Origin of the sequence: Vibrio sp. Isolate25 (assembly GCF_022398025.1) — a bacterium.
In the GTDB taxonomy this organism is placed as follows: domain Bacteria; phylum Pseudomonadota; class Gammaproteobacteria; order Enterobacterales; family Vibrionaceae; genus Vibrio; species Vibrio coralliilyticus_A.
This window is the reverse complement of the sequence record NZ_JAKEUT010000018.1, coordinates 1-14178: the sequence shown is the minus strand read 5'-3', so window position 1 is coordinate 14178 and position 14178 is coordinate 1. Positions and strand designations below refer to the sequence as shown.

Sequence of the window (14178 nt, the reverse complement as noted above, 5' to 3'; positions counted from 1 at the left end):
CAAGAGTTTAACGTCTATTGACGATAAGCTCGCCAACTGAGCAGCCAAAATGTGACACCGCCAATAGCCGTGGCCATCGATAACTGCTCGTACGGGCTGTTGACCAATATTGCCGAGCATACGACTAATGTGGCCCCAACACCAAATAAAAATTTCCCCGTTGCCTGCTGACGCTTCGTAGTACGGTAACCCTGATAGAGCTGGTCCATACGCTGATTCATCATCTTGCCTTGGCGTAAGCTGTCATATAGAAGCTCTGGCAATTCAGGCAACTTCTCAGCCCAAAACGGCGCACGATCTTTGATCGCATTTATCACGGCTTGCGGGCCAACCTGATTCATCATCCACTCTTCAAGGAATGGCTTCGCGGTTTGCCAAAGATCAAGCTGAGGATAAAGCTGACGACCTAAACCTTCCACGTACAGCAATGTCTTTTGCAGTAGCACCAACTGGGGCTGAACTTCCATATTGAAACGGCGAGCAGTATTGAACAGATTCAGTAGTACATGACCGAATGAAATCTCACATAGCGGCTTAGCAAAAATGGGCTCACACACTACGCGGATAGCAAATTCAAACTCGTCGATGTTCGTTTCACGTGGAACCCAACCCGACTCAACATGCAACTCGGCAACACGGCGATAATCTCGATTGAAAAACGCCAAGAAGTTTTCCGCTAAATAACGCTTATCTTCGCTATTTAGTGTGCCAACAATGCCACAATCCAAACCAATCCATCTTGGGTTATGTGGATGCTCAGGGCTTACAAACACGTTGCCCGGATGCATGTCAGCATGGAAAAAGCTATCACGGAAGACTTGAGTGAAGAACACACTCACGCCACGCTCAGCCAGCAGCTTCATATTGGTGCCGTTGGCCTTCAAGCCTTCAATGTCCGAAACTTGGATGCCGTATATTCGCTCAGAAACCATTACAGTTTCATTACTAAAATCAGTAATTATTTCAGGAACGTACAGTTCTTCACTGCCTTCAAAGTTCCTTCTTAACTGAATCGCGTTTGCCGCCTCTCGTCGTAAGTCTAATTCATCGAGTAAGGTTTTTTCATACTCGCGCACCACTTCGACGGGTTTTAAACGACGTGCTTCAGGTAAAGCTTTGGCGACTATACGCGCCATTCGATACATCAGTTTTAGATCTGCATCAATGACCGGACGAATATCTGGCCGGATAACCTTTAATACCACTTCTTGGTTAGTTGATTTGAGCTTGGCAGTATGGACCTGAGCGATGGATGCTGACGCCATTGGTGTAATATCGAAATCACTAAACCAATTTTCCAGTGGTCCCCCCAACGCCTGTTCAATCTGCTCTTTAGCTAATTGGCCATCAAAAGGAGAAACCTGATCCTGAAGTAACGCCAGTGGGTCGGCAATGTGAGCAGGAAAGAGATCACGTCGGGTCGACATCATCTGACCAAATTTAATCCATACTGGCCCCAACTCTTGCAACGCAAGGCGTAGCCTTTCACCTAACTCTTTGTCAGCGTGTTGTTTTTTAATCCAGAATAGGGCTTTACGAGCAAGCAAAGGCGCTTTGGTTAACTGATGATTAGGCAACAGCTCGTCCAGTCCATATTCGAGCTGAACTTTGATAATACGGTAGAGGCGTTTTAATTCTGCCGGAGTCATGCGCGCTCCAGTAATTGATTCAACTTAGCTTCAAGACGAGCGGCTTGGCTTGTAACCTCGTCCACCTGATCGCAGAAATGGGCTATTTCCAGTGGTGCAGGCGCCAGTTTCCACTCTTCGGTAATAACCTGTGCCAAATGGTTTTGGTGCTTGTTTGCTTTGGTTTTAACCAACTGGCCAAGGTTCGACACGCCTTGTACTAAGCTGTGCGCTACGACATCCCCGGTCACACGAGAGAGCCACTCTTCGATGTCTGGCTTACAATCAGTCATTAACTGAGAAAACTTCTGAGCTAGCTGAATATCCCCTTCCAAGATCACTTTATCTTGTTTGATCAGCTTGGTGATATTCGATTGCTCACGCAGTTCAGGTAATACAGAAAGGTTAAGTGACAGATAGCAATCCGGTTCCCCTTCATAATGAGCCAACACATCAATTTGTTGGCTAAACACAAAGGTCAATGTCTTATTAAGCTCTTTAAGGTAAACTTGAATCACTTGACCTTTAAGGCGGGAAAGACGACGCCCTAACTCTGGGTCGTCGTTAATCAATGTATTGAGAGTCGATTCAATCGCAGCAGTGACAAGAGGTTCAAATGGCATAGCAATCCTCTAACCTCAAAATTTGTAACCACGGTGCAGCGCAACAATACCGCCAGTCAGGTTGTAGTAGTTGGTCTTGTCGAAACCCGCTTCTTCCATCATGCCTTTGAGCGTTTCCTGATCTGGATGCATGCGGATAGACTCTGCCAGATAACGGTAACTCTCCGAATCATTCACCACCAGCTCGCCCATTTTGGGTAGCAGATGGAAAGAATAGGCATCGTAAATTTTCGATAACGGCTCGAGTACTGGCTTAGAAAATTCCAGCACCAATAGGCGGCCACCTGGTTTTAAAACGCGGAACATCGAGCGCAGTGCTTTGTCTTTGTCTGTCACATTACGCAGACAGAAACTGATAGTGATGGCATCAAAGTAATCATCTGGAAAAGGCAGTTCTTCGGCGTTAGCTTGAACGTAATGCACGTTACCCACAATGCCTTTGTCACGCAGTTTGTCGCGTCCCACATTGAGCATTGAGTTGTTAATATCAGCCAGAACCACATGACCTTTTTCACCGACAATGCGAGAGAACTTCGCCGTCAGATCACCCGTACCCCCACCTAAGTCCAGCACACGTTGACCCGGGCGCACTCCACTACAATCAATCGTGAAACGCTTCCAAAGACGGTGCACACCACCGGACATTAAGTCATTCATGATGTCGTATTTGGCGGCCACAGAATGGAATACTTCTGCGACCTTGGCGACTTTCTCTTCTTTGGCTACCGTGGTGAAACCAAAATGCGTGGTTTCATTTGATTCTAAAGCTGTATTCGACTGCACGCTTGTATCCGTCATGATGATTCCTCTTCGAGCAACGCTATGAATAAATACGGCTGAGCGCTGCGGGGCGATTAGTTTACTTTATCCTCAGCCGGATGTCTTTCCGCGATAGAATCATTTTCACTCAGCGCATTATTTTCTGTGAGCCCATCATACTGAGATAGCTCCGTCAGACTCGGCGATATTGGCTTTTTGACCTCCACTCCTAGTTGCTTAAAGCTTTCTGCTTGACGAATCACATTGCCTCGACCAGTCGCAAGCTTGTTCATCGCGCCTTGATAACTCTGATTGGCCTTGTCCAACGCAGCACCAAGACCTTCCATATCGTCCACAAACAGGCGCAGCTTGTCATACAGTTTACTGGCTCGCTCGGCAATGATTTGTGCATTTTGATTCTGTCGTTCATTGCGCCATAGATTATCAATCGTACGCAATGCCACTAGTAAAGTGGTTGGGCTAACTAAGATGATATTGTGTTCCATCGCATCCTTCACCAGATCGGGGTCAGCCTGAATAGCAACCTGAAACGCCGGCTCAACAGGGATAAACATCAGCACGTAATCGAGACTCTGGATCCCTTTCAGTTGATGATAATCTTTTTGTGATAATCCTTTAATGTGTGACCTTAATGATAGTAAGTGGTCACTTAATGCTTGTTCCTGCTCAGAGTTAGATTCCGCATTGAAATAACGTTCATACGCCACCAGCGTCATTTTAGAGTCAACTACTACCTGTTTATCTTGCGGCAAGTGGACAATCACATCCGGCTGATAGCGCTTACCTGCTTCATTTTGCAAGCTAACCTGAGTCTGGTATTCATGCCCTTCACGTAATCCAGACTCAGCCAATACTCGGGCAAGTACCACTTCACCCCAGTTACCCTGCTGTTTATTATCGCCTTTTAATGCTTGGGTGAGGTTAACCGCTTCACGCGTCATCTGTTCATTGAGGCGTTGTAGGTTTTTCAGCTCATGGACTAGGGTATGGCGCTCCTTCGCTTCCACCGTAAAGCTATCGTTGACCTGCTTCTTAAAGCCTTCTAACTGCTCTTTGAGTGGGGTGAGCAAACCTTCAAGACTCTGGCGGTTTTGTTGATCAACTTTGGCAGTTTTCACCTCAAACAACTGATTCGCAAGGTGTTCAAATTGTTGCTTTAGACGAGTTTCGGCCTGCTCTAACAATTGCAGTTTGTCGCGATTGGCTTTGTTTTCTTCCTCATGACGCGCTTCTTGCTCTCTAAGCTGAGCTTCGAGTTGCGCTTTCTGATCGCGGCTGTGGTTTAACTCCTTGGCGTATTGCTCACGTTCTTGCTTAACCGCCTCGAAGTAGCGTAACTTTTCCAGCACCGCCATCAGCTTGCCATGAGACTGTTTTAACTCATAGGCAGCTTTGTCTCGCTCACTATCCAGCTCATCCAACTCCTGATGGGCTTGCTCAAGCTCTTTTTTTAACTGGGTAATTTGCGTATTAGCGAGCTGTTGATTGGACTCAAGCTGCTGTTTGAGAAGTTGTTGATCAAAACGCATTTTCTGCCTGATCCACCAACCAACTCCGAGCCCGCTGATTGCAGCGCTGCCTATAACACTAATAAGTAGGGCTTGGTTGTCCAGAATCCATTGCATAATCAAGGTTTAACTCTTATTTCAAGTACTGTTTCAATGGTATTTTACCACTGGATAAATGTCCAGTTTGTCGACCAGATATCGAACAGCTAGACTAAGCGCTCTTTAATTCACCTCACCGCCAATCACCAACAACTCGAGTGTTGGTTTAATGAAGGAACATCATGAACGAGCGACGTGCTTTAGGTTTTGCTTTGTCTGCCGTCTTACTGTGGTCTACCGTTGCCACCGCTTTTAAATTAACTCTCGCAGAATTTACTCCAATACAAATGCTAACCGCTGCCAGCGTAGTTTCAGCTGTGGCTCTGACAGCCGTATGCCTTTTTCAGGGTAAGCTATCTTCGCTATCAAGCACCTTCATGGCCAACCCTTGGTATTACTTGTTACTCGGGTTGATCAATCCACTGGCTTACTACGTGATTCTGTTCAAAGCGTATGACTTACTTCCTGCCTCACAGGCACAAGCGATCAACTATAGCTGGGCAATTACACTGACCTTGATGGCAGCCATCTTCCTCGGTCAGAAGATCCGCAAACAAGATTGGCTGGCGTGTACATTGAGTTATTTTGGCGTCATCGTGATCGCTACTAAAGGTGACATACTGGGGCTGAGTTTTGAAAGCCCCGTGGGTGTTGGGTTAGCTCTATTGTCTACGTTGCTTTGGGCCAGTTATTGGATCCTGAATACCAAAAACAAGGCAGACCCTATCGTCGGCGTCTTGCTTGGCTTTTTAGTGGCGATCCCGTTTGCAGTTGCTCTGAGTGTGTATGAAGGCGCTCATTGGCGTGGCATCTCATTACAAGGCTGGTTAGCGGTGACTTATGTGGGCTTGTTTGAAATGGGAGTGACTTTCGTCCTTTGGCTCAGCGCACTCAAACTGACACAAAACACCGCGCGGATAAGCAACCTGATTTTCGCTTCACCTTTCATTTCTCTGGCGCTGCTTGCCACAGTTATTGGTGAAGAAATTCACCCGACCACTCTGATAGGTTTGCTTCTGATCATTACAGGATTGGTGATCCAGCAGATCAAATTGGGCAAAAAAGATCTCACTCAATCAACCAGTTAACATTATTAGAACAATTGATAAGCCATCTCACTTCCCTGACCTCGTACCTCATCAATTTTTCCAGTGAGGTCAGGAGAAACACGCAATGCCGCTGCGGCTTTGTGTCGACTCAAATACCCTTGCTTCTCATCTATACTGAGCATGGAATCCCATTTACGGTCAATATCGCGAGCTAAAAACATTAAGCAGGCGAGCCTTTTTGATTCCACCGCCTTGCTTGGATGATTCACATTGGCGATAGCATCAACCAATTCTGAGGGAAACTTCCAGCTTTCCGCTAAGGCTGCCCCCAATTGCTGTGCGTCCGTACCGAGCACTTCTCTTTGCACTTCAACTGGATTCTCTCCTTCTGCAACCCGACGGCTTATCTCCAACGCTTTTTCAGGCTCTAAGGAGTGGATCATCAACTCTCCAATATTATGTAGTATGCCGGCAATAAACGCTTCATTAGGGTCCACTTTGACGTCCTTAGCGATAGTACTGGCAACAGTTGCAACCTCAAAGGTACTGGCCCAGTAATCTTTAATATTGAGAGTTTCCAGTTTGGGAAAGGTGGAGGCGAGAATAGATGATGAAATCAAATTTCGAATCGCGCCGACACCAATGCGCACAATCGCATCGTTGATGTTCGACACTCCTTTTACACCACCAAATTGCGCTGAGTTTGCCATCCTTAACACACGCGCTAACAACACCTGATCCATGGCCATTTTCTTTGCCAATTCACCAAAATCAATTTGCTCCCTGTTCACCATCTCCAGCAATTCCTGAAGCACACTTTCGATTCTGGGTAATTCATTAATTCTTGAGATCAGCGCTTGATAGCTCATATACCACTCCTTAAGCAAGTTCTGTCCTCATTTACTATAGGATAGAAATTCAGCAAAAGAGGGATAGCCACAATATCGCGCTTCCCGATCAAGAGGGCTTGGCAGAAAAATAAGCGATAAATTCAATAAGAAAAACTGAATAATTGATCAAAAAATATTCATGCGTTCGCATTGTCGTAATAGTATATTGATCCTCTCAATAAGAATTGAGATGACAACAATAACTATAAAAAGCTGGCTGTATGATTCTATTCCACTCCGTTCAGAATAAGCTTTCGACTAAGCAACGCGTCATAAAAATTGGCTATCGTGAAGCGCAGGTACTTGACCTGCTACTCAAGCACTCCCCTGAGGTCGTCAAAAAACACGACATCGTTCAACATGCTTGGGGCAGCGAGTATATTGGCGAGACTTCACTGGCGAAAAGCATTAGTACACTGAGGCAAGCCCTCGTTAAACTGGGCGCAAAAGAGTCCCCGATTGTGACGGTGCCTAAAGTCGGTTACCGACTGGTAGGCCATTGTATTGCGTATGCACCTGCCGCTCTTCCATCACAAACCACCAGTCGTGAAGCAAACACTCCCCTAACTGCAACACCATCAAGTCACTCTCTTAAATTCAAGCTGTCTTTTGAGGAGTGTAAATCGCCACTGTGTTATGTTGCAGCGATTGCACTACTGTTTGCATCAGGCATTCTGGCTTTAAGCAAGCTGCACGGATGGCGTTGGGAAGACATTCCCAGTGATCAGTATCTGACTCAGCACACCATAGGACAGCTACAAGTCTTTACAGAGCCACAAACTCGACTTAGCCTGCCACTGCGTCAGCTTTTATCGAAGAACCAGTGTGATTGCGTGGTTTATATCGAGAAAAACGAGCACTTTTCTGAACTCTCATGGCTAGATAAACAGCGCCGACAGTCCATCAATATCTTCTACGCCCCCAGTCAGCTCAAACAAGTTTCGGCTCAGATTGAACGTTTTGTACAGGAGGGGCAACTATGATCCCATACCTAACACTAGTGATTGCCGCGATTGTCTTCTCGACTGTCTTAAGCCTACCTTGGTCAAATCGTATTGAAGATAATCGCTATCAACACAGTGAAATTCATATTCAGCCTGACAATCGAGTCTTCCGCTCTGATGGATTGACACGAATTGAAAACAACCAAGTGGTGCATTTGGCCTCGCTTCAAGATGAGAATATGGATCAGCCGATTGTGATTCGTTTTCAGGGCCAAGCGGAATCATTCCGTCAGTTTGGCTTTTCACTGTCTGGTATCATCAACCTGCTCTCTGTACAAACGTTAACCCCCGTGATGAACGATGCGACCATTTCACCCTACCTCTTGCTCAATGACGACCCTTACACACTTGATATCGATATTCTTTATTCCACTGACCGTTTCGTGATTGTGCGTGATAGGCAAACAGGCCGAGCTCAGCTGCTTGCTAAGCGATAAACATCGACAAAGCTCACCAGCCTAAGCGTTATCTTCCCATGGTTTAGCCAAAACAGGCTCTCCTGTTCTTCCACCTACCTAAACACATCACAATTTTTCTAAATCCCATCGAAGCAAGATCACACCCATCAATCAGCGATGATTTTCATTACATAAAAATGACAAACAACACAATTCAACCAATTGAATTTAAATAGAAATAAAATTCAACTCTTTTCAGTATTGTAAATTACATGACTATGGAAAGGTAAACCTGTTGCTTTGATAAGCAGCCAACAATGACAACACAACTTCATAAAACTAAGAAAAATCACGAAAGGAAACGTCTATGTCTACGGTGAAAAAACATGTGTTATCAGCAGCGGTACTTTCCGTTCTCTCTGCAGGCGCACAAGCCAAGATTTATCCTGATCAGTTAGTACTTGATCAACTGGGTGAAGATGTCTGCCGTTCTGGCTACCGTCCTATCGATCGATTCGAAGCCTCTGAGCAAAAGGACTACATTGTTTCTCGCATGGGTCAGTGGCAAATCGCAGGACTAAAGGACAACTGGGTGATAATGGGCTCTGGTTACCATGGTCAAATCAAGCAGGATAACCCCAATAGCAGCACTTGGTGCTACCCTGACAACGCTTTGTCTGAAATTCCAAACTACCCTTCTAAATCCATCCCAGAAGGTGATGAACTGGACATTCAGTATGAGCTGGTAACTAATCACTCCAACTTTGTTCGTCCATTAAGCTACCTTGCTCATTATCTCGGATACGCTTGGGTTGGCGGTAACCATAGCCAATACGTCGGCGAAGATATGGATGTCAGACGTGAAGGCGACGGCTGGGTAATTCAAGGCAATAATGACGGCTCATGCAGTGGCTATCGCTGTGATGAGAAAACCAAAATCACCGTCGATAACTTTGCCTATACTCTTAACGACAGTGATTTCTGGCACGGCACTGTGACTGAGTCGGATCGTCAGTTGGTAAAAACCGTAACGGCAGTTGCTCGCAACAACAGTGATATTCCACAGCAGGTCGTGGTCGATCTGAAAGTGGATGAGTCTACCAACTGGTCTAAAACCAACAGCTATGGTTTTGCTCAGAAGGTATCGACAGAAAACACCTTCAAATGGCCTTTGGTCGGTGACACCAAACTGACCATCACTCTAGAAGCCAATCAAAGTTTCGCTAACACGAATGGTGGCTCCACCAGCGAGCAGGTGACGCTTCAAGCAAGACCAACCGTACCTGCAAATTCGGAAATCCCAATTCGTGTCGAGTTGTACCGTTCGAGCATCTCCTATCCGTATCGCTTTGGCGCGGATATCAGCTACGATGTCGAATTTAATGGCTTCCTGCGCTGGGGTGGCAACGCGTGGCATTCTCATCCTGACAACCGCCCTTACAAAGCACACACCTTTACGATGGGACGCGGTAGCGAAAACTCCGCAGATATCCGTTATCAATGGGACCACCGCTATATTCCTGGTGAAGTCAAATGGTGGGATTGGAGCTGGGCCATCAACGAGAATGGTTTAGGTAACATGCAGTACGCAACAGGAGCCAGCCTACGTCCGTTTTACTCTTACGTCTCTGGGGATTTCTACGCCGAATCTCAATTTGCTGGCACGATCGAAATCGGCCAAGCCACACCGATTGGTACTGCAGCGCAAAGCAGCCGCGTCAAACGCTCAGCGGAAGCTCTGGTGAGTGAACGAATCGGTGATATCGAAGTCACCACTAACTTCGATGCACAAGAACTTGAGGCACTTGGCTTCGGTGATGCTCAGTTGACCATTACACCAGCTAAATAACTTGCCCATAGGCCAATATGCAAAAACGGAAGAGCTCCCCGCTCTTCCGTTTTTTATTCGTGAGAATTTATACCCACTGGCCAGCAACAAAGCCTGAACTCCAGCACCACTGGAAGTTGTAACCTCCGAGCCAACCTGTCACATCCATTACTTCACCAATGAAATACAGGCCTTTAACATCCTTGCATTCCATCGTTTTTGACGACAAGTGATCAGTATCAACGCCACCTAGTGTTACTTCTGCAGTGCGATAGCCTTCTGTTCCGTTGGGCGCGATGGTCCAGTTTTCTAGCTGCTGGGTAATCTGTTTCAGCTGATGAACGCCAAACTGCTTGAGTGGCATATCTGTCAGCACTTTACGTTCAATCAGTACTTCCACTAAGCGCTTCGGCAAAACTTTGGCTAAGGTATTTTTCAGGCTTTGGTTCGGGTGCTTTTCCAAAGAGCGGATCAGCAAAGTATCAATATCTGCATCCGGTACGAGATTCACAGTTACCGCTTCGCCTGGCTTCCAGTAGGACGAGACCTGTAGGACAGAAGGTCCAGATAATCCGCGATGAGTAAACAGCAAGGCTTCTTTGAAGGTTGTATTGCTTTGTGTGGTGATTTCGACAGGAATCGCGATACCGGACAGCTCAGCGAAATCCTCTTTATCTTCTTTGTGTAAGGTAAATGGCACCAAGCCCGCTGTCGTCGGCAACACAGGCAAGCCAAATTGCTCTGCGACTTTGTAGCCAAAGGGCGTCGCGCCCAGTTTTGGCATCGACAATCCGCCAGTCGCCACCACCAATGACTGACATTCAATCACCTCGGTATTAGCGTGAAGCTCAAAGCCCGTGTTGGTTTTTTCAATATGGTGAATATCCTGACGATAGCGTTGCTCTACCGTCGGCAAGTCACACTCTGCCAGCAGCATTTTGACGATGTCTTTCGAGTCGCAATCACCGACACAGAACAGCTGGCCATGGTCACGCTCTTCAAACTCGATTTCATGCTTGTAGATCATCGAGATAAAGTCCCAGTTGGTGTATTGGGCCAATGCTGATTTCACGAAGTGTGGATTACGACATAAGTAGTTTTTGGCTGAGACATCGTAGTTAGTGAAATTACAGCGACCGCCGCCCGAGATGAGGATTTTTCGGCCCGGTTTTTTAGCGTGATCCAGCACAAGCACTTTTCGCCCACGCTTACCTGCTTCTGCAGCACACATCAAGCCAGCCGCACCTGCACCGATGACGACCACATCAAACTTTTCCGTCATGACCTTTTCTCAACCAAAATCCAATAAAAAAGGATGTGCGTTTAGCACATCCTTAGCCAGTTTCGGCGCTATTCTAACGGCAAATGCAGCGCTTGCCAAATCACCCGTTATAAGATGAACGCCGCAAATAGCGTCACTCCAAGCAGTGAAGTCGAGAGAATAAAGAGCTCTCTCACTCGCTCACATTTACCGGTAAACACTTCATCGTGATGATGGTGGTACTCTTTGCTCTTCAGGTAATGGAACAGCCTCACTTGTTTAGTGACATTACCATGAGTGGTAAAGAAGCCATTTCCGTCGACTTGCTGATAGAGCAGCGGATGCGCTTCACGCATGATGTAGATAAGAGAACGCAGCGCAGTTAGATACCTAGCCATATTGACTAGAGTCACTAGCATCAGCGTGAATAGAATAGTATCAGCATTGATCATCTTTTCCTCCCTACACCTTCTATAACGAAGCCCAGAAGAAAAAGACGATCTGCCTAGAAAGTCTTTAGCTGAACATTATTCAGCAGGGGCATCCATAATAGAAGATGAACCTTCTTTCGCTAGAGCTGCTAGGTCTTTGTCAATGAAGAACAGTGCTTTACCATCTTCACCCACTAACTCTAGCTTGTCTAAAATCCCTTTAAACAACTTCTCTTCCTCGTGCTGCTCAGCGACGTACCACTGCAAGAAGTTGAAAGTAGAGTAATCTTGAGATGTAAACGCTAAATGAGCCAGCTTATTGATTTTTTGAGTAATCATCTGCTCATGCTCATAGGTTTCACGGAAGACATCGCCTAGGCTGCCGAACTCATGTTTTGGAGCATCAATCGCCCCAAGAATTGGCATCGCGCCTGTTTCGCTCACGTAAGTGAATAGTCTTTGCATGTGCTCCATTTCTTCTACGGCATGCGCACGTAAAAATTCAGCAGCACCTTCAAAACCGTTGTCTTCACACCAAGCACTCATTTGTAAGTATAGATTGGATGAGAAAAATTCGAGATTAATTTGCTCATTCAATTGATCAACCATTGCCTGTGAAAGCATTTATCACTCCTAATTAACTCGATGAACTTCAATGAACTTCAATGAACTATATCATTTCCACACCATAACACTTTGACGAATGAATGTGGATCTGAGATCACCACGGCAAAAATTTTCTCACCTTAGTGCTAACCTATAATCAGATACCTAAATGGAGGTAGCACTATGAGTTATCAACATATTTTAGTTGCTGTAGACCTATCTGAAGACAGTAAAATCTTAGTAGATAAAGCGGTAGCCCTTGCCAAACCTCTCGGCGCCGATGTCTCGTTTATTCATATTGATGTCAACTACGCTGAACTGTATACCGGCTTGATTGACATTAACCTCGCTGAAACTCAGCATCAGGCTATCGAAGCCTCTCAGCAGCAGCTTCAGAGCTTTGCTGAGCACGCCAATCATCCTATCAAGCACACCTTAGTTGGTAGCGGTGATCTAGGTAATGAGCTGTGCGATACCATCAAAGAGTTCAACATCGATTTAGTGGTATGTGGTCATCATCAGGATTTTTGGAGCAAACTGCTGTCTTCCACCCGACAGCTGATCAATTGCTCTCCGGTCGACATGTTGGTCGTGCCACTTAAAGACTGATCGCGGCTGAGTTTTGGTATAGACTGCAGAACAGTTGTTGATAATGAGTATTAATCATGGGTTATCTATCTGCAGTCACCCTGTTGTGGGCGTTCTCGTTTAGCCTGATTGGCGTTTATCTCGCTGGTCAGGTTGATTCTTGGTTCTCTGTGCTAATGCGCGTTGCGCTCGCCAGTTTGGTGTTTATTCCATTCCTTAAGTTTAAAGGAGTTGATAAATCGCTAATCATTAAGCTGATGACCGTGGGCGGTTTCCAGCTTGGTTTAATGTATTGCTTCTACTACCAGTCTTTTCTTTTACTCTCTGTACCGGAAGTTCTACTGTTCACCGTATTCACACCGATCTACGTCACCTTGATTTACGATTTACTCAAAGGTCGATTCTCACCTTGGTACCTAGTAACTGCCGTCATCGCGGTGGCGGGCGCGGCCTTCATCAAGTTTGCAGGTATCAATGAAAACTTCTTGATCGGCTTCCTTGTTGTACAAGGTGCTAACATATGCTTTGCCATCGGTCAGGTGGGCTACAAATATCTGATGGAGAAGCAACCGGTTGATTTACCCCAGCATACGATTTTTGGTTATTTCTACTTAGGTGCTCTATGTGTTGCTTTGGTGGCGTTTGCGCTGATGGGTAATATCGACAAGATGCCAACCACCAACACGCAGTGGGGCATTCTGATTTATCTAGGTTTGATCGCTTCAGGTTTTGGCTACTTTGCCTGGAATAAAGGGGCGACTATGGTGAACGCTGGCGCACTAGCGGTGATGAATAATGCGCTGGTTCCTGCTGGGCTCATCGTCAACATAGTGATTTGGAATCGAGACGTTGACCTCACCCGCCTAGCAATTGGCGGTGCGATCATCATGCTGTCGCTATGGATAAATGAAACCTGGGTCAAACGTAAAGTCGCCCAGAGTTATCAAGCCGCAAGCTAAACAAAAACGCTCTCCAGTTGGAGTAATGCTGATCGGTTTAGAGACTTGAACGATCCTGAGATCGTATGATAATCCCCACTAACAAAGTTAGTGGGGATTTTTTATGTTTGCTCAAGAGCTGCTTTTGGCACATGAGACTATCGAGGATGGTAAAAATTACGAGTCTGTAGTTAATGCCATTCAGCTTGAATGGATAGAACAAGCTTTGCTTGATACGTCTAAAGCAAGCATTAGAAGGCGACGCTTACCAGCGCAACAAGCCGTCTGGCTCGTCATTTGGATGGGACTACAACGAAATAAATCAATCAAAGAAGTATGCAGTTCTCTTGACCTAGCTCTCCAACCTAAGCCTCAGGATTCTTGGTCTCGTGTTGCAYCTAGCGTACTTACTGACTCTAGGCGACGTTTAGATGAAGCTCCTCTCGCCGCTTTGTTTAAAACCTCTGTGGCAGCTTGGGAGAGAAACGCATTAGTGAAAGATAAGGGGCTAGGACTAAATATCATGGCCTTGGATGGCACAACCTTT

The 14178-nt window shown here is 46.0% G+C and carries 15 protein-coding genes; 7 read left to right on the top strand and 8 right to left on the bottom strand.

Annotation, left to right across the window (positions count from 1 at the left end):
* Nucleotides 1-14: 14 nt before the first annotated feature.
* Genes ubiB through rmuC form a run of 4 tightly spaced genes read right to left on the bottom strand, consistent with a single transcriptional unit; the run spans nt 15 to nt 4656 of the window.
* Nucleotides 15-1649, bottom strand: coding sequence for a ubiquinone biosynthesis regulatory protein kinase UbiB (ubiB, locus tag L1D15_RS19880; RefSeq protein WP_239876800.1), 1635 nt, complete (start codon nt 1647-1649; stop codon nt 15-17).
* The gene (locus tag L1D15_RS19875) at nt 1646-2251 is read right to left on the bottom strand and encodes an SCP2 domain-containing protein (RefSeq protein ID WP_239876799.1); all 606 of its coding nucleotides are present in this window, start codon (nt 2249-2251) and stop codon (nt 1646-1648) included. Before L1D15_RS19875 ends, ubiB begins: the two co-directional genes overlap by 4 nt.
* Nucleotides 2252-2266: 15 nt before the next feature.
* Nucleotides 2267-3049 (bottom strand): bifunctional demethylmenaquinone methyltransferase/2-methoxy-6-polyprenyl-1,4-benzoquinol methylase UbiE, encoded by a 783-nt coding sequence (ubiE, locus tag L1D15_RS19870; protein ID WP_239876798.1) that lies wholly within the window; start codon nt 3047-3049, stop codon nt 2267-2269.
* A 56-nt stretch (nt 3050-3105) separates the two neighbouring features.
* Entirely contained in the window at nt 3106-4656 is a 1551-nt protein-coding gene (gene rmuC, locus L1D15_RS19865) for a DNA recombination protein RmuC (RefSeq protein WP_239876797.1), read from the bottom strand.
* A 164-nt stretch (nt 4657-4820) separates the two neighbouring features.
* On the opposite strand from rmuC, the gene L1D15_RS19860 reads away from it, so the two are divergent.
* Complete coding sequence (locus L1D15_RS19860) at nt 4821-5726, top strand: DMT family transporter (protein ID WP_239876796.1); 906 nt, start codon at nt 4821-4823, stop codon at nt 5724-5726.
* Between the two features lie 5 nt (nt 5727-5731).
* On the opposite strand, the gene L1D15_RS19855 is transcribed toward L1D15_RS19860, so the two are convergent.
* Nucleotides 5732-6556 carry an HDOD domain-containing protein gene (locus tag L1D15_RS19855; protein ID WP_239876795.1) on the bottom strand — a complete coding sequence of 275 codons (825 nt, stop codon included), beginning with the start codon at nt 6554-6556 and terminating at the stop codon, nt 5732-5734.
* A gap of 242 nt (nt 6557-6798) precedes the next feature.
* On the opposite strand from L1D15_RS19855, the gene L1D15_RS19850 reads away from it, so the two are divergent.
* The 3 genes from L1D15_RS19850 to L1D15_RS19840 all read left to right on the top strand — a co-directional run bounded on the left by L1D15_RS19850 (nt 6799) and on the right by L1D15_RS19840 (nt 9828).
* Nucleotides 6799-7560, top strand: coding sequence for a winged helix-turn-helix domain-containing protein (locus L1D15_RS19850; protein ID WP_239876794.1), 762 nt, complete (start codon nt 6799-6801; stop codon nt 7558-7560).
* Nucleotides 7557-8018, top strand: coding sequence for a hypothetical protein (locus L1D15_RS19845; RefSeq protein ID WP_239876793.1), 462 nt, complete (start codon nt 7557-7559; stop codon nt 8016-8018). The genes L1D15_RS19850 and L1D15_RS19845 overlap by 4 nt, the downstream gene beginning before the upstream one ends.
* A 328-nt stretch (nt 8019-8346) precedes the next feature.
* On the top strand, nt 8347-9828 hold the full coding sequence (locus L1D15_RS19840; protein WP_239838753.1) for an aerolysin family beta-barrel pore-forming toxin: 1482 nt from the start codon (nt 8347-8349) through the stop codon (nt 9826-9828).
* A gap of 67 nt (nt 9829-9895) precedes the next feature.
* Here the strand turns inward: L1D15_RS19840 and L1D15_RS19835 are convergent, their stop codons facing one another.
* The 3 genes from L1D15_RS19835 to ftnA all read right to left on the bottom strand — a co-directional run bounded on the left by L1D15_RS19835 (nt 9896) and on the right by ftnA (nt 12123).
* Nucleotides 9896-11089, bottom strand: coding sequence for an NAD(P)/FAD-dependent oxidoreductase (locus tag L1D15_RS19835; protein WP_239876792.1), 1194 nt, complete (start codon nt 11087-11089; stop codon nt 9896-9898).
* A gap of 107 nt (nt 11090-11196) precedes the next feature.
* Nucleotides 11197-11520, bottom strand: a complete 324-nt coding sequence (uspB, locus tag L1D15_RS19830; RefSeq protein ID WP_239838755.1) for a universal stress protein UspB — start codon at nt 11518-11520, stop codon at nt 11197-11199.
* Nucleotides 11521-11595: 75 nt separating this feature from the next.
* Nucleotides 11596-12123 carry a non-heme ferritin gene (ftnA, locus tag L1D15_RS19825; protein WP_239838756.1) on the bottom strand — a complete coding sequence of 176 codons (528 nt, stop codon included), beginning with the start codon at nt 12121-12123 and terminating at the stop codon, nt 11596-11598.
* Nucleotides 12124-12288: 165 nt separating this feature from the next.
* Here ftnA and uspA point away from each other — a divergent pair, with 165 nt between their 5' ends.
* The 3 genes from uspA to L1D15_RS19810 form a co-directional block, all read left to right on the top strand.
* Entirely contained in the window at nt 12289-12714 is a 426-nt protein-coding gene (gene uspA, locus L1D15_RS19820; RefSeq protein WP_239838757.1) for a universal stress protein UspA, read from the top strand.
* Between the two features lie 56 nt (nt 12715-12770).
* A complete protein-coding gene (locus L1D15_RS19815) occupies nt 12771-13652 on the top strand; it encodes a carboxylate/amino acid/amine transporter (RefSeq protein ID WP_239876791.1) in 882 nt (293 codons plus the stop codon).
* A 103-nt stretch (nt 13653-13755) separates the two neighbouring features.
* Nucleotides 13756-14178, top strand: a 423-nt coding sequence (locus L1D15_RS19810) for a transposase domain-containing protein (protein ID WP_239876790.1), incomplete at its 3' end; no start/stop codon positions are given.